The organism is Mucilaginibacter angelicae (assembly GCF_042434235.1).
Classification (GTDB): domain Bacteria; phylum Bacteroidota; class Bacteroidia; order Sphingobacteriales; family Sphingobacteriaceae; genus Mucilaginibacter; species Mucilaginibacter angelicae.
This window is the reverse complement of sequence record NZ_JBHLTS010000064.1, coordinates 12,228-29,265: the sequence shown is the minus strand read 5'-3', so window position 1 is coordinate 29,265 and position 17,038 is coordinate 12,228. Positions and strand designations below refer to the sequence as shown.

The 17,038-nt window shown below is 43.8% G+C and carries 16 protein-coding genes; 3 read left to right on the top strand and 13 right to left on the bottom strand.

The window, feature by feature from the left end; genetic code table 11:
- Positions 1 to 2: 2 nt before the first annotated feature.
- The gene (locus ACFFGT_RS20670) at positions 3 to 374 is read right to left on the bottom strand and encodes a BlaI/MecI/CopY family transcriptional regulator (protein WP_377024409.1); all 372 of its coding nucleotides are present in this window, start codon (positions 372 to 374) and stop codon (positions 3 to 5) included.
- Positions 375 to 530: 156 nt separating this feature from the next.
- Here ACFFGT_RS20670 and ACFFGT_RS20665 point away from each other — a divergent pair, with 156 nt between their 5' ends.
- A complete protein-coding gene (locus ACFFGT_RS20665) occupies positions 531 to 1,934 on the top strand; it encodes an MBL fold metallo-hydrolase RNA specificity domain-containing protein (protein WP_377024408.1) in 1,404 nt (467 codons plus the stop codon).
- Between the two features lie 15 nt (positions 1,935 to 1,949).
- Here the strand turns inward: ACFFGT_RS20665 and ACFFGT_RS20660 are convergent, their stop codons facing one another.
- The 9 genes from ACFFGT_RS20660 to ACFFGT_RS20620 all read right to left on the bottom strand — a co-directional run bounded on the left by ACFFGT_RS20660 (position 1,950) and on the right by ACFFGT_RS20620 (position 10,537).
- Positions 1,950 to 2,888 carry a helix-turn-helix domain-containing protein gene (locus ACFFGT_RS20660; RefSeq protein ID WP_377024407.1) on the bottom strand — a complete coding sequence of 313 codons (939 nt, stop codon included), beginning with the start codon at positions 2,886 to 2,888 and terminating at the stop codon, positions 1,950 to 1,952.
- A 145-nt stretch (positions 2,889 to 3,033) separates the two neighbouring features.
- Positions 3,034 to 4,494: a DUF4097 family beta strand repeat-containing protein gene (locus tag ACFFGT_RS20655; RefSeq protein WP_377024406.1), complete on the bottom strand. Its 1,461-nt coding sequence runs from the start codon at positions 4,492 to 4,494 to the stop codon at positions 3,034 to 3,036.
- Positions 4,475 to 5,050 (bottom strand): hypothetical protein, encoded by a 576-nt coding sequence (locus ACFFGT_RS20650; RefSeq protein WP_377024405.1) that lies wholly within the window; start codon positions 5,048 to 5,050, stop codon positions 4,475 to 4,477. Before ACFFGT_RS20650 ends, ACFFGT_RS20655 begins: the two co-directional genes overlap by 20 nt.
- Positions 5,047 to 5,607 (bottom strand): RNA polymerase sigma factor, encoded by a 561-nt coding sequence (locus ACFFGT_RS20645; RefSeq protein WP_377024404.1) that lies wholly within the window; start codon positions 5,605 to 5,607, stop codon positions 5,047 to 5,049. Before ACFFGT_RS20645 ends, ACFFGT_RS20650 begins: the two co-directional genes overlap by 4 nt.
- 250 nt (positions 5,608 to 5,857) lie before the next feature.
- Positions 5,858 to 6,391 carry an AAA family ATPase gene (locus ACFFGT_RS20640; RefSeq protein ID WP_377024403.1) on the bottom strand — a complete coding sequence of 178 codons (534 nt, stop codon included), beginning with the start codon at positions 6,389 to 6,391 and terminating at the stop codon, positions 5,858 to 5,860.
- Positions 6,392 to 6,660: 269 nt separating this feature from the next.
- Positions 6,661 to 7,968, bottom strand: coding sequence for a M28 family metallopeptidase (locus tag ACFFGT_RS20635; RefSeq protein ID WP_377024402.1), 1,308 nt, complete (start codon positions 7,966 to 7,968; stop codon positions 6,661 to 6,663).
- Positions 7,969 to 7,970: 2 nt separating this feature from the next.
- On the bottom strand, positions 7,971 to 9,845 hold the full coding sequence (locus ACFFGT_RS20630) for a M61 family metallopeptidase (protein ID WP_377024401.1): 1,875 nt from the start codon (positions 9,843 to 9,845) through the stop codon (positions 7,971 to 7,973).
- 61 nt (positions 9,846 to 9,906) lie between these two features.
- A complete protein-coding gene (locus ACFFGT_RS20625) occupies positions 9,907 to 10,242 on the bottom strand; it encodes a HepT-like ribonuclease domain-containing protein (RefSeq protein WP_377024400.1) in 336 nt (111 codons plus the stop codon).
- Between the two features lies 1 nt (position 10,243).
- Positions 10,244 to 10,537, bottom strand: coding sequence for a nucleotidyltransferase family protein (locus tag ACFFGT_RS20620; RefSeq protein WP_377024399.1), 294 nt, complete (start codon positions 10,535 to 10,537; stop codon positions 10,244 to 10,246).
- A gap of 128 nt (positions 10,538 to 10,665) precedes the next feature.
- Between ACFFGT_RS20620 and ACFFGT_RS20615 the strand changes: the two genes are divergently transcribed.
- Positions 10,666 to 10,947 (top strand): hypothetical protein, encoded by a 282-nt coding sequence (locus ACFFGT_RS20615; protein WP_377024398.1) that lies wholly within the window; start codon positions 10,666 to 10,668, stop codon positions 10,945 to 10,947.
- A 233-nt stretch (positions 10,948 to 11,180) separates the two neighbouring features.
- On the opposite strand, the gene radA is transcribed toward ACFFGT_RS20615, so the two are convergent.
- From radA to ACFFGT_RS20600, 3 genes are all read right to left on the bottom strand, one after another.
- The gene (gene radA / locus ACFFGT_RS20610) at positions 11,181 to 12,659 is read right to left on the bottom strand and encodes a DNA repair protein RadA (protein ID WP_377024397.1); all 1,479 of its coding nucleotides are present in this window, start codon (positions 12,657 to 12,659) and stop codon (positions 11,181 to 11,183) included.
- 78 nt (positions 12,660 to 12,737) lie between these two features.
- Positions 12,738 to 15,026, bottom strand: a complete 2,289-nt coding sequence (locus ACFFGT_RS20605) for a hypothetical protein (RefSeq protein WP_377024396.1) — start codon at positions 15,024 to 15,026, stop codon at positions 12,738 to 12,740.
- Positions 14,956 to 15,981: a hypothetical protein gene (locus ACFFGT_RS20600; protein ID WP_377024395.1), complete on the bottom strand. Its 1,026-nt coding sequence runs from the start codon at positions 15,979 to 15,981 to the stop codon at positions 14,956 to 14,958. Before ACFFGT_RS20600 ends, ACFFGT_RS20605 begins: the two co-directional genes overlap by 71 nt.
- A 222-nt stretch (positions 15,982 to 16,203) precedes the next feature.
- On the opposite strand from ACFFGT_RS20600, the gene ACFFGT_RS20595 reads away from it, so the two are divergent.
- On the top strand, positions 16,204 to 16,971 hold the full coding sequence (locus ACFFGT_RS20595) for an NYN domain-containing protein (protein ID WP_377024394.1): 768 nt from the start codon (positions 16,204 to 16,206) through the stop codon (positions 16,969 to 16,971).
- Positions 16,972 to 17,038 lie beyond the last annotated feature (67 nt).

Below are 17,038 nucleotides of genomic sequence, written 5' to 3'. Positions count from 1 at the left end.
AACTATTTTTCTTTTAGTTTTTCAATCAGTTTCATGATCTCATCGGCCTCCTTCAGGTCAATCTTCTCCTTCTTTACAAAAAATGAAAGCATGCGGTTAACAGAATTGTCAAAATAGCCGCTCAGCAGTTTATCAGCAGCAAAATTCTGGTATTGCTCCTTGCTGATCACCGGATGATATTCATGGCTTTTGCCAAATGCGGTATGGCCAACAAAACCCTTCGTTTCCAAAATGCGGATAATTGTCGACACGGTATTGTAGGCGGGCTTTGGCTCGGGCAACTGGTCGATAACATCTTTAACATACCCTTTTTTTAACTGCCAGAGCACTTGCATAATCTGCTCTTCGGCGCGGGTTAACTCTTTAATTTCCATGTGCGTACTTTAAATATTAATACCTCGTGTATTAATGTGTTTAATTGGTTAAACTAAGGTAAGGGATGTATTTTATATTTGCAACTAAATTTTTAGTTGTTAATTTCTTAAACTTTTAATCACCATCTTCGTTGTGTTGATCACATCCAATTATACATGAATATAACCTTCCATGGCGCTGCCCGTAACGTTACCGGCAGCAAGCATTTACTCCGCTTAAACGACGGAACCAGTATATTATTAGACTGTGGCATGTTCCAGGGACTGGGCGAACAAACCGAAGAAATGAATGAGCATTTCGGCTTTAACCCCAAAGGTGTTACGCACATGATCCTGTCGCACGCCCATATTGACCATTGCGGCCTGATCCCGCGACTTGTTGCAGAAGGTTTTGAAGGGAACATCTACTGCACTTCGGCCACGATGGACCTGGCCCGCATCCTATTGCTCGATTCGGCCAAGATCCAGACACAGGATAGTGAGTATAGCAACAAACATCGCGCCCGGAAAGGCCTGCCATTGCTTACTCCACTATACACCGAAGATGATGTAATGGAAGCCCTGCGCCTGTTTAAAATTGTTGAATACGGCGAGGAATTTGCCATTACCCCTGTCCTGAAATTTAACTTTACCGATGCCGGCCATATTTTGGGCAGCGCAGCAGTACATATCACCGTTACCAAAAACGATAAAGACACCCATATTACTTTTAGCGGCGATGTTGGCCGCTATGGCGATCTGCTACTAAAAAGCCCGCAAACCTTTGAGCAGGCAAACTATATTTTACTGGAATCAACCTACGGCGATTCGCTGCATAAAGAGCTTGGGCCTATTGAGGAATCGTTACTGGAGATCATTAAGCAAACTTGTGAAGCGAAGAAAGGCAAGGTAATCATCCCGGCATTCAGCGTAGGCCGCACACAGGAATTGCTGTATGCTTTAAACAGCCTTGAGCTTAAAGGCACATTGCCGGATATTCCTTACTATGTAGATAGCCCTCTATCAGAAAAAGCCACCGAAGTACTGATGAACCACCCGGAGGTTTACAACAAAAACGTGCAGGATGTTTTAAAAACCGACGCCAATCCTTTTGGTTTTAAAGGTTTGCGATTTATTGAGAGTGTAGAGGAATCAAAAGCGCTGAATAATGATCCGCGGCCATGTGTTATCATCTCCTCATCGGGCATGGCCGAAGCCGGGCGGGTGAAACACCATATCAAAAACAATATCAACAGCCAAAAGAACACCATTTTAATGGTAGGCTATTGCGAGCCCAACTCATTAGGCGGCAGGCTGTTGAGGGGCGATCATGAAGTACATATTTTCGGAGAGATGTACGAGGTTAAGGCTGAGGTGCGTTCCATCAAATCAATGAGCGCCCATGGCGATTATGATGATCTGCTGCATTTCCTGGCCTGCCAGGATCCTGAAGATGTGAAGACCGTATTCCTGGTTCATGGCGAATATGAGGTGCAGCAGCATTTTGCAGGTAAACTTAAGGCGCATGGGTTCAATCATATTGAAATCCCATATCAGCATCAAAAGATAGTATTGGAATAGACTTAATTATTTTAATTATGAAGTAATAGTACCATGTTCTTTCCTGAACAATACGGGTGAAGTATCAGTATGCTTTTTAAAATAATTGCTGAAATGGGTGGCTTCAGAAAAACCCAAACGGTATGCTATCTCTTTAACGGATGCCTTTGAATTTTGCAGCAGGGATTTGGCTTCGGATATGGTTTTTTCGGCTATCCAGGTGCTGATGGTTTTGCCTGTTTTTATTTTGATAACGTTGCTCAGGTAATTGGGATGAAGGCTTTGCGCGTCGGCATAGTCCTGTACACGGAAAGCCTGTTCGGCTACGCCGCTGCTCAGGTCGCGGTAATGTTTTTCGAGCAGGCGTTTAAAGCTTTTCACAATTTCCGAGCTCCGGTTACCTTCATAAATCGGGTTGTAATCCTTCCAGAAATATTCTTTGAATTTTAACAGCACCACCACAAAAAGGTTACCAATAATGCGATAACGGTATGCACTATCCGAGTTATACTCTTTCAGGATCTGGTGATACAAAATATCAAACTCTTCAAAAACCTCGGGGGTAAGCACACGGGCCGGGAATGTTTCGGCCAGCAGGAAAGGGAATTCATCAAAGATATTGGCGTGTACGTTTTCCTTCAAAAACGATTCGCTAAGCGTGAACAAGTATACATCGCCTATATGCTCCCAGTTAAACGAGCGAAAATGACCTGGGTTGGTGAAATAAACAGCGCGGGGCTGTAATTTGTAATTCTGCTCATCAATAGTATAATCTCCGCTCCCATCTTTTATAAAGGCAAAAACAAAAAAGTTAAGCCTGCTCAACGGCGATTTAAACGGCGTAGGCTGGTTAATGTCTTTCAGGTTAAAAACTGTAAAATCGGTATGCTTTATCAGTTCCAGCGGCAGGCCCAGGTGTTTGTACTGATCATAAAGGGTGTTAAAGATCTGCTTTTCATTTTCCTGATGGTACATGCTAAGGTGTTTGTTCCAAAGCTATGAGGGATAGCGGAGATTTGCAAGAGCCCGTAAGTCAATAAAAAACGGTGTATCGCAAGGCTATTTGTTAGTAACAGCCTAACGATACACCGTTTGGAATTTTAGTGTTTATTATGAATTTTTAATCAAAGCTTACGCTGCCATAACTTGTGCTGATGGTAATGGTTTTATCACTGCCGCCTTTGCCCAAATGGCCTTTGTAAGTTTTTGTAGGGTTAAAGCCACGTTCGCCATCGGCAGGGGTTTTGCTGGTGATATTAACATCATGGCCGCCATAGTTAAAGCTGCCATAATGTACAGTGATATCAAAATCGGCATTTTGACCATCGCTGATCCCTAACTTCACGCTTGAGTATGATGAATTAACCGAAAGGCTTTTCACATTTTTATCAACCTCACCAATATTCAGCGCGCCACTAAACTTCACATTGATATTGCCTGAAGTGGTGATACGGCCAATTTTTGCCGAGCCGTAACTTACATCGGCATTAAGCTTATCACAATCACCAAGATTAAGGTTGCCATAGGCTACATCCAGATCGCTGCCTGTAAGGGTACCGATGGTGGCGCTGCCATATCTAACCCTGATCTGGCAGGCGGGGTTACTCAATGCTTTAGCATTTAAGCTGCCATAAGAATTATTGATATTGAGTTTACCGCTCAAATCGGGTAATTCGGTACTGCCGTATTTGTTGTTGATGGTAAGCGGATTTTTGGCAGGCATGTAAACGGTGTAGTTGATCTCCATTTTACGAACAGAGTTTTTCTTGCCGAATAAGTTACCCCAGCTGCCGTTATCATCATCGTTTTGGCTGATAGAAGTCCTGAACGATACACCTGAGCCATCTTTACTATCTTTAATAGTTACGTTATCAAGCAATTTTTGAGCCTTATCCTCATCATTAGCACCAACCTTGATCTGTACATCAACCTTAACCTCGCTTTTGGCCCAGGTAATTACAGTGACCTTGCCAAATTTGTTATCGATATTGATCACATCATTGCCATCAACGTTATAGCTTTTGCTGTAGCTTTTGGTTTTCTCAACTATATCGCCGTTTTGTACCTGCTTTTCGTAGCTCTCGTCACCGTCGAAACTGTAGCTAAAATTCTGGTCGAAGTTTTTAAAACCGAAGCTGATATTAGGGCTAAGCTTTTCAAATTTCTCGGCAAACTTTATGGTATCAAACTTCTTAAACTTCATTTTAAACTTTAAGGAGTCGAAGCTCTTAAACCTCATGCTATCCTTGAATTTAAAGGCAAATTGCTTGTTCAATTTAAGCATATTTTGCATTTTAAACTGCATTTGCTTTTGCTGCTGCACGCGCAGATTGCTCATTTCCTTTTGCAGCTCGCGCATTTTTGCGTTCAGCTCCTTCATTTTTTGCTGGTACTCCTTGCTGTTGGTCGCCGGGGCCCACTCGTCGCCGTTTATTTCGGCGGCAGGAGGAGGCGTAGGCGGTAATTTTGGTTTTGCCGGTGCAGCAGGGGGCGCAGGGCTAACCTGTGCAAAATTTGCTGTACTTATGGTTAACAAACCGATAAGCGTAAGCAGTGCCGGACTAAATATTTTTAGTTTCATTGTTTTGTTCCTTTTTCATCTGGTTAAACTGTTCAATTACATTTAATTGCTGGTTTAGCACCTCGGTTTGTATTTGCAAGTTCCGGATCATTGCACGTAAAACACGTTCCTGGTTAGGACTGGTGGCTAAATCACTGTTTAGTTTTTTATAGGTGGAATCCATTTTAGCTATCTCGGCGCTGAACTCCTTGTATAGCTGCGGATCATTTTTAGATGCTGATTTAAGTTCGGTAAGCTTAGTTTCAACAAGCGATGCATAGTGCACCTGCTGTTGTGCATACTCGGGGTTAATAGCGGCCAGGTCAACGCCTTTTGCGCCTTTTTGGCTTTGTATATATGTGCCGAAGCCTATCGCCATTACGATGATCACCGATGCGGCTACTTTTAGCACGAAACCCAGCGAAAAAGTTTTTGCTTCGCGCTTTTTGGGTTGCTCCTGCTCCTCGTCCAAAAAATTGAGCTGTGCCTCAATTTTACCCCACAAATCTGCCGATGGTTCTATTTCGTTAAATTCTTCGTTATTGTCGTGCATGAAATCTTCAAATCGCTTGCTCATGATACTGTTCCTTTCCTGTTTAAAATTTCAATTAACTTTCTTTTAGCTCTCAAAAACTGGGTTCTTGATGTGTTTTCTGATATATTCAATATTTGTGCTATTTCTTCGTGGTCATACCCTTCAAGCAGGTAAAGCGATAGTACAATGCGGTAGCCGTCAGGCAGCTGTTTCATACCTTCTTTTACCCGGGCAACCTGGTATTGTACATCTTCGTCGTCCCAGCCTTCATCATCGGCAATATTTTCAAGGTGGCCGTCTTCCAGTTCAACCAGCTCCAGCTTGCGTTTGCGCAGCAGGTTGATTGACCGGTTTACAACGATTTGCTTAAGCCAGAGGCCAAATGTGGTATCCTGCCTAAAATCCTTCAGCTTGGCAAAGGCATCCACAAAAGCTTCCTGCAGCACATCTTCTGCTTCGGCAATATCGCCCACTATCCGAAAGGCCACGTTCAGCATAGCTTTCGAATACAAACGGTAAAGCTCATAACAGGCTTTTTTGCTCCCCTGCTTGCACTCAACCACCAGGTTGTAATGTTTGTCAATATATATTGCTTCCAAATTTATGACCAGCTTCAGGTTAATAGACGCAAGGCATTTTGCAACGTTGCACGTATGTGAAAAAAATAATTTTTATTAGGTGATAATTTTTTTGAAATTTTTAAGTTAATGGGAGTTTGTAAACGTATCACAAAAAAATGCCCGATAAAAAAGCGTCATTGCGAGGCACGAAGCAATCCCCATGAGACAGAGCGGCTATGCAAGTTTCTTTGTATAGTCTGGGATTGCTTCGTACCTCGCAATGACGCTTTTATTTAAGAGCAGTATTCAAAAATCTATCAATTGTAGTCACCGCATTATCATACCTATCCTGCCCCAGGCCTGATATTACCACATAATTGGCGTTGAGCGCCTGAAGTTCGCGGTGCCAAATGTTCATGAAATATTCTCGCTTGGTGGGGAAATTGCGTAAAGGATCGTCCTGCCAGGGAAGATCGATATCTAAGAGTAAATAAAAATCATAGGGATGGCGGGGCAGTTCGTCGAGTACTTCCTTCGGGGCGCTGCCAAACATCTCTTCGCTCCAGATTTTTACTGTTAAAAAAGTGGTATCACATATCAGGATCCCGTTGGCCTGCGGCAGCAGCTTTTTTTCGAGCGCTATTTGTCCGTGGAACATATTCACCTCGTCCTGAAAAGTACAATCGCCCGTGAGGTTTGCACAATACTCGCGCGAATACTCAGGCACGGCTATCGTTTCATAATGAGCAGCCAGGTATTCAGACATGGTTGATTTACCTGTTGATTCGGGACCTACAACTGCTATTTTGAGTATTTTGTTCATGAGGGGTAAGAATAATAACAAACGTGGGACAGTGCGATTCCCTCCCCTGGGAGGGTGTAGGGAGGGGTTTCTACGACATGCTTATTCTTTTACAAAACGTGTTAACCCCTCCCTGCCACTACATACACCCAACGCACCCCTCCCGAGGGAGGGAATAAAAAATCTTAAATCCGGGCGTTGCCTCCGGCCGGGCTATCCGCTCATACTGCACAGGGCTTTAGCCACATGGCCGGTATCCGCTTCTATCCCTAACGCAAAAGCTGTCTCCCTTACTCCGTTTTCTTCGGAACCCTCGTTGGCGTATCCTGGCCCGAAACTACGGTGCGTGAGCTTAGTGCTATCGCGCGGATGGCCGAGGTGATATTATCCACATCAAGTGTGCCGAATTCATCACCAACGGTATGGTATAGTTTATCTATGTCAATCTGGTCGGTTGAAATGGTGTGAGCTGGTACGCCGACTTCGGCCAGGGATGCGTTATCGCTCCTGTAAAACAAATCCTGGTCCGGGTACGGGTCCGGGTAAAATTTAAAGGCGGTTCCTTCCAGGTTCTTTTGCAGGATTTTACCGAAATCCGACCTCTCAAACCCGGTAATAAATGCGGAGTTGGTTCCAAACTTTGAAGCCTTTCCAATCATTTCGATATTGAACATGGCAACTACTTTATCTGCATCTATCTGCTTAGCAAAGTACTGTGAGCCATATTCACCAATCTCTTCGGCAGTAAAGGCTACAAAAATGAGTGTACGGGCATTATTATGGAGCTTTTTATAGTATTTAGCTAAACTTAACACAGCGGTTGTGCCCGAAGCGTCATCATCGGCGCCGTTGGCAATACTGTCGGTTATGCCGGGCTTATCAGGCTTGATAATGCCCAAATGATCGTAATGGCCCGAAAATACCACGTATTCATTCGGTTTGGTTTTACCGGGAATGATACCTGCAACGTTAAACAGCGGCAATTCCTGATTTTTTACATCACAGCTAACATCAAACGAAGTAACGCTATCAAATTTGCCTGATACAAATACAACAGGTGGCTTAGCTTTACCCTTAAAATTGGTAGCGCCCAAACCAACATAGCTCTTAACGCGGTTAAACAGGCTTTTAAATTTCGGATCGACCAACAGCAGGGCTTTGGTACCGCTTTTAAATGCCTTACGGTATTCGGTACGAAAATCCTTATCAGGGCCAACTGTAATTACCTGTACATCCTTATCGCCTGCCCATTTAAACGAATCTGCACTGCTCGCAAACGCGCTGTCTGCAGCTATAATTTTACCATTGATGCTTACGGTTAAACTTACTGGGGTTGAACGCACCATCGTAAAGTTTTGACGGTAACCGGTATTGCCCTCCATAGGCTTAAGGCCGATCTTTTTATATTCGCGTTCAATAAACGTGGCAGCTTTTTCAATGCCGGGCGTAAAAGTGGCCCTCCCCTGCATATCATCGGCCGACAGGGTTTTGATAATGCGGGTTACATCATTTTTCCTGATCAGTTTATTAACATCCTGCGCAAAACTGTAAGCCGAAACGCTTAATAATGCCGCCGTTACTATCGATATCTTTTTCATCACTATTTAACTTTTGACTGCAGCCAGTTGTTACGGAACGTTTCCTGCTCTTTACTTAATTGTTTACCTGCCTTTTCAAAGGTTACTACTTCAAAGTTGGGGTTTTCTTCAAGGGTGATAGTAGTTTCATGGGCACCGGTACGGTTTTTATAGTTTACCATAACTTTATCGCCCGGCTTTTTATCGGCAATGATATCGCTAAACCCTTTTTGGTCTTTAATATCCTTTCCGTCAACTTTCAGGATGATATCACCGGCATCAAGGCCTGCCTTGTAAACCGGGGTACCTATAGTTGTGCTTGAAAGTATTGGTAAACCTTCGGCATCGGCAGCACGTACCTGACCTGCGCGACCACGGCCCGGCGTTGCAGCCAGCGGCCCGGCCCAGCCTTTGCCCGGCTGCACCTTGCGCAATACCAACCCTGCTTTGGCCAGCAGCTCTTCGTAATTATTTTTGTCGGTTCCGTTGATATAGCGCTTAAAGAAATCGGCTGCAAATTTGGGGTTGTTGGTTACTTTACCCAAATCACTTTGCAGATCGGGAATGGTATATGGTTTCATTACCTTACCTCGGTTAAGCCAAACGGCACGCATGTAATCATCAAGCGTCATGTTAAAATCGCTGCGCAAGCGAAGGTCGAGCGCTAATGCAATGGCACCGCCGTAGGTATAGTAACTGGTAAAATCATTAACGTTATTGTTCGGATCGATAGATACACCGGCATCGGCAAAAACCGAATAACGGCTCATTTGCGCGGCCGAATATTTGGCAGCAGCCGGGGTATTCAATACCTGGTTAACCAAACCGGCAATAGTTTTAGTGTAATCGTCAACCGTAACAAAACCTGCACGGGTAAGCAGCAGCTCGCCATAATATTGGGTAAAACCTTCGGCAAACCAAAGCTCGCTGCTCATGTTGGCGTGTTCAAAGTTAAATGGCTCCAGTGATTTTGGGCGGATGCGCTTCACATTCCAGCTATGGAAATACTCGTGCGCGTAAACCCCCATCAGGTTATTTTCAAAACCTTCAACTTTAGGGGCCGGGATAGTTATAGAAGTTGAGTTACGGTGTTCCATCCCATCGCCGGATACGGCCGGGTTTACATCGCTCACAAAAGTATATTCACCAAAATCATAGGTTGGCAGTTCGCCAAATACAGCTTTTTCTTCAAACACCAGCTTCTGGATCATCTTACCGAAATTATCAATCACGGCCTGGCTGTCATCAGAGTGCATGGCAAGGTTTATTTTTTCTTTCTTACCATCAGTATTTATCACCTCCCAGCTGCTAACATTGTAATTGGATAGTTCGGTAGGGCTATCCATCAGGTATTGCAAATTTGGTGCGCTGTACACGTCGGAACCTACGTGTTTAAGCTGCGAGGCCACTTTCCAGCCGTATTTTTCCAGGTCGTTAAATTCAATGGTAAGCGGGCGCTTATCCTGCCCAACTACCCACATAAAAGTTGCAGGCATATTCAGGTGGGCATGGCTTGGATCAATTGAAGCGTAGGTGCCGTCAGTCCAGTTGCCAAAAAGGGTATAGCTTATTTTTACGGTAGCGGGATGGTCTCCCACCTCGTAAACATCGCCTTCAATTTGGGTTAACTCTAACTCCTTCCCGTCAACATCGGTGGCTTTAACATTGTAAATGTTTTTACCAAACTCATGTGTAGCATAACGCCCCGCAGATGAGCGGCTCATCCGTACCCTGAAAGCACTGGACGGTGCCTGCGGAATGGTCATGCTTATTTCGGCTTCATGATGGGCCGCGTTAGGAAATGATATAGAATAGTAAATAGCTTTTTGTGGCTCCTGCTGTGCCATAACATTGCACGCAAGCACCGAGGCAGCGGTAAAGAGTAGTAATTTTTTCATCAACTTAAATTATCAGCGCTGAAATTACTATTAAATAGCGAAAAAATTTATATCAATATTATTACCCGATTGCGTTTAATACAGTCAAGGTCTTTTGCTTCAAAATAGGAAGATCATTAATGATGACCTGCCAAATGAGGTCAAAATCAACGCCGAAGTATTCATGAACAAGAATGTGCCGCATTCCGATGATCTGTTTCCATTCCAAATCAGTGAACAGTGCCTTTGTTTCGGGGGTAATATAGTTTGCGGCCTCACCAATTATTTCAATTTGCTTAACGCATGCAAACCGCATCATTGAATTTGAAAGAAATATTGCTAAGTCGGTATTTAAAGTATAAGAATGGATCTCATCAATTGCTTCTAAAATATGAAGCAACCTTTGGCTATCGCCCATCTTACCTCTCATAAATCAGGATTTTATCTTTTTCGATAAATGGAGAAAGGTATTTTGAAATAGCTTTTGATGAAACAAGGTCTACTTTTTTATGGAGTCTTTGTTGTATATCGGCCTGCATAGATACAAAGCCCAAACCTATATGTTTTGAATAGTCAAGGTCAACCAGTATATCTACGTCACTTTCCTGATCAGCTTCATTGCGCGAGTAGGAACCAAAAAGATATGCCTTTATTACAGGCTGCCCCGAAAAGTAATCCTTTAGTATCTGTATGTCCTTAGTTGATAACTGCATCGCAATACAAATATAACGAATCGATTATTAAAATCATCCTCCTGAAAAGCCGGTTAAGCCTCATTTAAAACTCCCTTTCCGGCCCTGTTCATTTAATTATACGTACATTTAAAGAAATTTACCGGCTTATGATCCTCTTTTCAAGAAGAAACTTACACTATAACGATTATCAATGGACCACTTACATTCAGAATGATCCGCGTGTAAATGGCAGGCCCGATCATACCGCGTTTAATAAAAACGAGGGCAACGAAATGGTATACCTGATCAATAAGTTAATGATGATATGGGATTACCGTTTTGCAAACACCGGTAATAAAATGGAAAAACTGATCCACGATAAACTTCCGGCCGAGATCACCAGCCAGGAAGATGTACAGAACTGGCTCAAAACAAACCTCAAGTTTTAAGTAATTATAAAAACTGTCATTTCGATAGAGCAGGTGTGGGCCTGGGTGCCAGGGCGAAAGAGAAACTTATCTCTTGAGCGATAGCGAAAAATCTTCTACGACATGAATAGCGAACTATACAGTGCGGCTTTTATGGTGTAGAAGATTTCTCCTCACCTCCACCCGCATCCCTTCTCTGGTTCGTTCGAAATGACAAGAAGCAAAAACTGCTTTTAGCTTTAAGCTTCCCATCTCTATCCAAACAATAATCCAAATACCTCTTCAATACTGCTTACAATTTTAATGTCGATATCATAGCGGGACAAGTCCATGCGCTTTTTATCCTGGCCGCTTGCCGGGAGGTTATATTTGGAAATAAAGATTTGGTTAAAGCCAAGCTTCTGGGCTTCGGCAATGCGCTGCTCAACTCGGTTTACAGCCCTGATCTCACCCGAAAGACCGAGTTCCCCTGCAAAACAGGTTTTGAACGGAATAGGCATATCCTCATGTGAGGAGATAATTGCAGCCGCCAAACCAAGATCAATAGCCGGATCTTCAACCCTTATGCCGCCGGTAATATTCAGGAATACATCCTTTGCGCCCAGCCTGAAACCGCAGCGCTTTTCCAGTACGGCAAGCAGCATACTCATGCGCTTGGTATCAAAGCCTGTAGCAGTACGCTGAGGCGTGCCATAGGCCGAAGCGCTAACCAATGCCTGGGTTTCAATCAGCATCGGTCTCATGCCCTCTAAAGTGGCCGAAATAGTGATACCACTCAACGGTGTTTCCCGGTGTGAGAGCAGAATTTCTGATGGATTAGATACTTCCCTTAATCCCTCACCCATCATTTCGTAAATACCCAGCTCAGATGCCGAGCCGAAACGGTTTTTGATAGTGCGCAATATGCGGTATACGTGGTGCCTGTCGCCCTCAAACTGCAGCACGGTATCAACCATATGCTCCAATATTTTTGGCCCGGCTATCATGCCATCCTTGGTGATATGGCCTATCAAAAATACCGGGGTCGAGGTTTCCTTGGCAAAGCGCAATAGTTCGGCGGTGCATTCCCTAACCTGCGATACGCTGCCCGGCGTTGATTCGATATGCGCCGAGTGGAGGGTTTGGATCGAGTCGATCACCACGAGATCGGGCTCTAATGACTCTATCTGCTTAAATATGTTTTGGGTTGATGTTTCGGTAAGGATATAGCATGTGCCGCCCCCCCCGCCCCCTAAAGGGGGTGCTTCTATACTGCTTAGCCCTGTATAGTTGCCGCTGTTGGCACCCCCTTTAGGGGGCGGGGGGGGCATTAACCTTTCCGCCCTCATCTTAATTTGCCGGTCACTTTCCTCGCCCGATACATACAGTACCTTTTGATGGGGCATATTGAGCGCAAGCTGTAGCATCAGGGTTGATTTGCCTATGCCCGGCTCACCGCCGATAAGCACCAGTGAGCCCGGTACTATACCGCCGCCTAAAACGCGGTTAAATTCTTTATCCGGCGTAGGTACACGGTGTTCTTCGCTATAGGTAATATCGGTCACCTGCACAGGCTTGTTGGCCCGCTGCTGACTGGTTGATGCAGGTTTCCAGGCCGGTACCGATGCATTGCCTTTTTCAATCACCTCTTCAACAAAAGTGTTCCATTGCTGGCATGACGGGCATTTACCCAGCCACTTGGGCGATTCAAAGCCACAGCTTTGACAGAAATAAGCGATCTTGGATTTGGCCATTATTCAGATGTGCAGATTACAGATGTGCAAATATGCAGATTATTTTGATTTTTACTAAATTAATTAGCAATTTCACTTTTATTTCTTATCTGCATAATCCCTGAAATATCCGCACTCTTTCAACGCCTCTTTATAATAAACCGTTTGGTTATACTTTCCCTTTAACTCGGCAAAATAGTTGTAATAGGCATCAATTACCGGTTGGCTCGCTTTTATATCGGCAAATTTATTTGCACCTTTAAATTCCGGATCATTATAAATATCATTCAGTGCGCATTTACCCAGCATAAATGTACAGCGGGCACGCTGCTCATCGGTAGCGGCATTTTTACGGGCCATCTCGTAATATTTTATAGCTATGCGCATCGACGTTAGCTTATCATCCATCTTTTCTTCGTCCCCGTAATAATCGCGGCTTAAAGCCCCAGGCATCACAACATCCGACTCGTAGAACGCCCGGGCGTTGCCATAATAAGTAATATTGTAATAGGCATTGGCAACCAGGTAGGCATTACGGTAAAGGTTTTTGCCGGCCTTAATTTCGGTTTCCATATCGTTAAGCGTTTGCAAAAAACTCAACGTGGTAAATTTTTGTTTTTGGGGCGCGGCATGGTCGCAGTCGTGGCAGTCAATCATCCGCCCGTTAAATGGGTTCCCCAAAAACGTGGTTGTATCAGGCTGCATTTTTTTAAACCATGTTATGGCTTTTTGCGTTTGCTGCCTGTATGCCAGCATAATGGCCTGGTGATAGTAAAGATTGTCGGTACCGATTGGGTAATAGCGCAGCATAGCCTGCTCAAATGGTGTTTTAGCAGGCTTGTTCAACAAGTTAATAAGATGTGTAACGTTGGCGCTATCGGCATAAAAATCGCGGTTGCTGTTATCAAAGCACACGGCTTTAACATGGTCACCCTGTTTTTTATACAATTTGGAAATGGCAAGGTTGCAATCGCTTATCGCGTTATTAAACCTTAAATCAGTTACTTCAATTTTATCATCACGCAGGTTAGCCAGCCAGTTTAAGGGTTCAACCAGTTTTACTTCGGCAGTGGCATCCATCTTCTTCAGGTTTTTAACATACAGCAAAATATCAAGCAGTTTGCTTTGTGCTGTAAGCATTTTATCGCCAGCTGGTAATTGCTTTTTAGCAGCAGCGTAAAACTTACCGGCTGTGGTGTAGTTCCTGTCTAAAAAATTAAGGTAACCGGCCGCCAGGTTCCAGAAATAAGGCTTGGCCGTATTATTTTTTAAGGCGATGCTTTCAACAAGCTGCCTGTTGCCTGCATCCGCCTTCCGTGCCGAATCCACCGGTGGGGTTTCAATTGGTAAAGTTCCTGCTTCCCGGATATTGATGAGCCTGCTTAATAACAGGTCGAGCTTTTCAGATTTTGGGTTAATGGCAATGATCTCTCTGATAGCCCGGCCTTCGTCATACCGAGCGCCCAGCATATGCCACAGCGTAATTTTCTCTTCGGGCGTTTTTGCCAGTTTTAGTGTTGCCTGCCAGTCGCTTTCATTTTGCGGGTGAAAGCTCCAGAAACTCGGGATCTTGAGGGTATAGGTATAATTGTAACACAGGCTATACAGGTAGTTGGATAATGCGTAGTTTTTTTGCTGATAATAGTAGCCGGCCACATAGCCCATGGTACGGTAATAAGTAAGGTTTTTGGGGAAATGTGTTTTAAACTGATCAAATAGCTTTATGGTTTTGGCATTGTCACTACCCTTAGCAAAATAATAGTAACGCACCATTTGAAACCATAAGCGCTCCTTAATAAACGGATCGGTTTCTTTATTATAAGCGCCTACCAGCGTGCCTTCCAAATTGGCTGCAGCGTGATTGGGGGTAACCTTTTCCCACGAGTCGTAATCATTTACAGCATATGTTTCACAGGTTTTAGCCAGTTTAAGGTAGGTATAAAATGCCGTTAACATTTTTGGCGAAACATTACCCGTGCTTATCGCGGGATATCTGGCGGGCAGCGTTTTTAGGGCGCCGGTAAATCTGCGGTACACCGAATCGACCTGACCGGGTGTTGCTTTCAGCAGCAAAAATTGTAACGAAACATTGGCAAACTGGTGGTTGAAGTGGGTGTCCCACTCGTTAACTATGATGTTGTTGTATTGTGTATTGCTGCTTTCGGCATAACGCAGGCCGTAATAAACCTCATAGCTGGAATAAAAAAACGGAGAGTACTGTTTATTAACAAAATATTCGGGCGCGAAAACAGAATAGTCGGAATCGTCAGAATCGGCACAGGCCCAGATCACGCCTGCTATGGCCAGCGTACAAAAGCTAAAAACGAGCAGAAACCTGCCGGATTGTTTCCGCATTAAATTTTTCAGGATCGATGTTGGCCAGTTCATAGTAAATGATGGTTGTATGTTTTTGTTTAGGTAAATGCTGTGTTAATTGTTTGGCGGCAGCATCCAGCGCGTTGCTATCCGTTTCTTCAAGTTTAAAAATATCATTTTGTTTGATATAAATACCTTCCAGAAAAAAGCTTGTTTTTGCACGATAGTTAGCTTCCCCTTCTACTGATTCAAAATGAACCTGATCGGCAAGCTGCCTTCGCCCTATTTTTCCATATACCTGTATCACCCGGCCATCCCTGATGTGGATAGCCCAGGAAAACAAGGGTAAGGCGATATCCAGTTTTAAAGGGTAACTGCCCAAATAAGCAATATACTTATCCGCATCATCGCCATTATATATTGAATTAGGCTGATGCAGACCGGCATTGAGTTTCCCCATATTGTAAAACATCAGCACGCCGCGGTCGGCAGGTGGTACTCCTGTACGATCTTTAAATTTAACCTGGTGCAGGCGGATGGTAGCTTCCAGTTGCTTTTGATTCAGTTTTTTAAAAGCTATAAGGAAGCTGAAGTATTTGGCCCGGGTACTTAACGACCAATCGCAATCAACCTGTACTTTGGTGTAGCTGATATGCTTTTCTCCGGCGAGATCATTTATTAGCTTATTGCAATGCCCCGCCAGGGTGGCTACAGCAGTATCGGGAATGTTTTCAAATGTTTTGTTGGTGATGTAAATAACCGGGGTAATGTTTAAACCCGCCGGTAACTCATTGAACTGCACTACGGCATTGGGGTAAGCGCGTTGCTGCTTATCGTTCCAGCTTACATCAAAAAAACGGATGTATGCGTTGTTACCGGTTTGTTTTAGTAAGGTTGTTTGCTGCTCATTGAGGTTGAAACCGGTTTTCCAGTAGTAAAATGCTGTTGATGCTGTGCCGGGCTTGCGGCAGGAAGCTGTTATCTGCGTGATGATTACAATTGCAAACCACCGGAAATATCTAAACATAAGTTGAGGCAGCAGACTATTTTTACCGGGGGTAAAGTACGGGATTTTTTGGTAGATTGGTAAGAGGAAATACGGCGTTGATGTATGGCTTATACTTTACAAGCGGGGCACACGACAGGCTTGCGCTCAAAGAAGGTGATAGTCACTATTTTGAATTTTTATTTTCCGTACCTACATTATGCACGATCTGTTTTATAAAAAGCGCTTAGCTTAAAACTTAATATGATAGAAACTCAAAAAGACCTAAAGTTAGCCGTTCTTATTGACGCGGATAATGTGCCTTATGCCAATGTGAAAGAAATGTTTGAGGAAATTGCGAAGTACGGTACGCCTACTTTTAAAAGGATCTATGCGGATTGGACTAAACCCACGGTTTCGGGATGGAAGAACGTTTTGTTAGAAAATGCGATTACCCCCATTCAGCAATACAGTTATTCTACCGGGAAAAATGCATCCGATAGCGCGCTTATTATTGATGCAATGGATATCTTGTATACCGGTAAGGTGGATGGATTTTGCATTGTGTCGAGCGACAGTGATTTTACCAGGCTGGCAACACGGTTGCGCGAAGCAGGGATGAAAGTGATTGGAATTGGCGAAAAGAAAACCCTGAACCCTTTTATAACGGCTTGTGACAAGTTTATTTATATCGAGATCCTTAAGAAAGAGCTTGTTGCGCCAGTTGAAGATGAACCTAAATCCACGTCAAAAAAAACCAGGCAAGCCGAAGATAAGCCACTAAGTAATATTGATCCGGAGATCATTAAACTAATTGTTACCAGCATCACCGATTTAGCAGACGATAATGGCTGGGCCTATCTGGGCGATCTGGGTAATCTGATGTTGAAAAAGAAGCCCGATTTTGATCCAAGAAATTACGGTTTCCTTAAAATGCTCCCTTTTATAAAAAGTATGAAACAGTTTGAAGTAGATGAGCGCGAAAGTGGTAAAAATCACCACATCAAACACATTTATATCCGGAAGAAATAAAAATGCACGTGGGTTTTCAAATTAGTTTCTATCCTGGATGGGCATCACGAGTACGCCGCGATCTTTG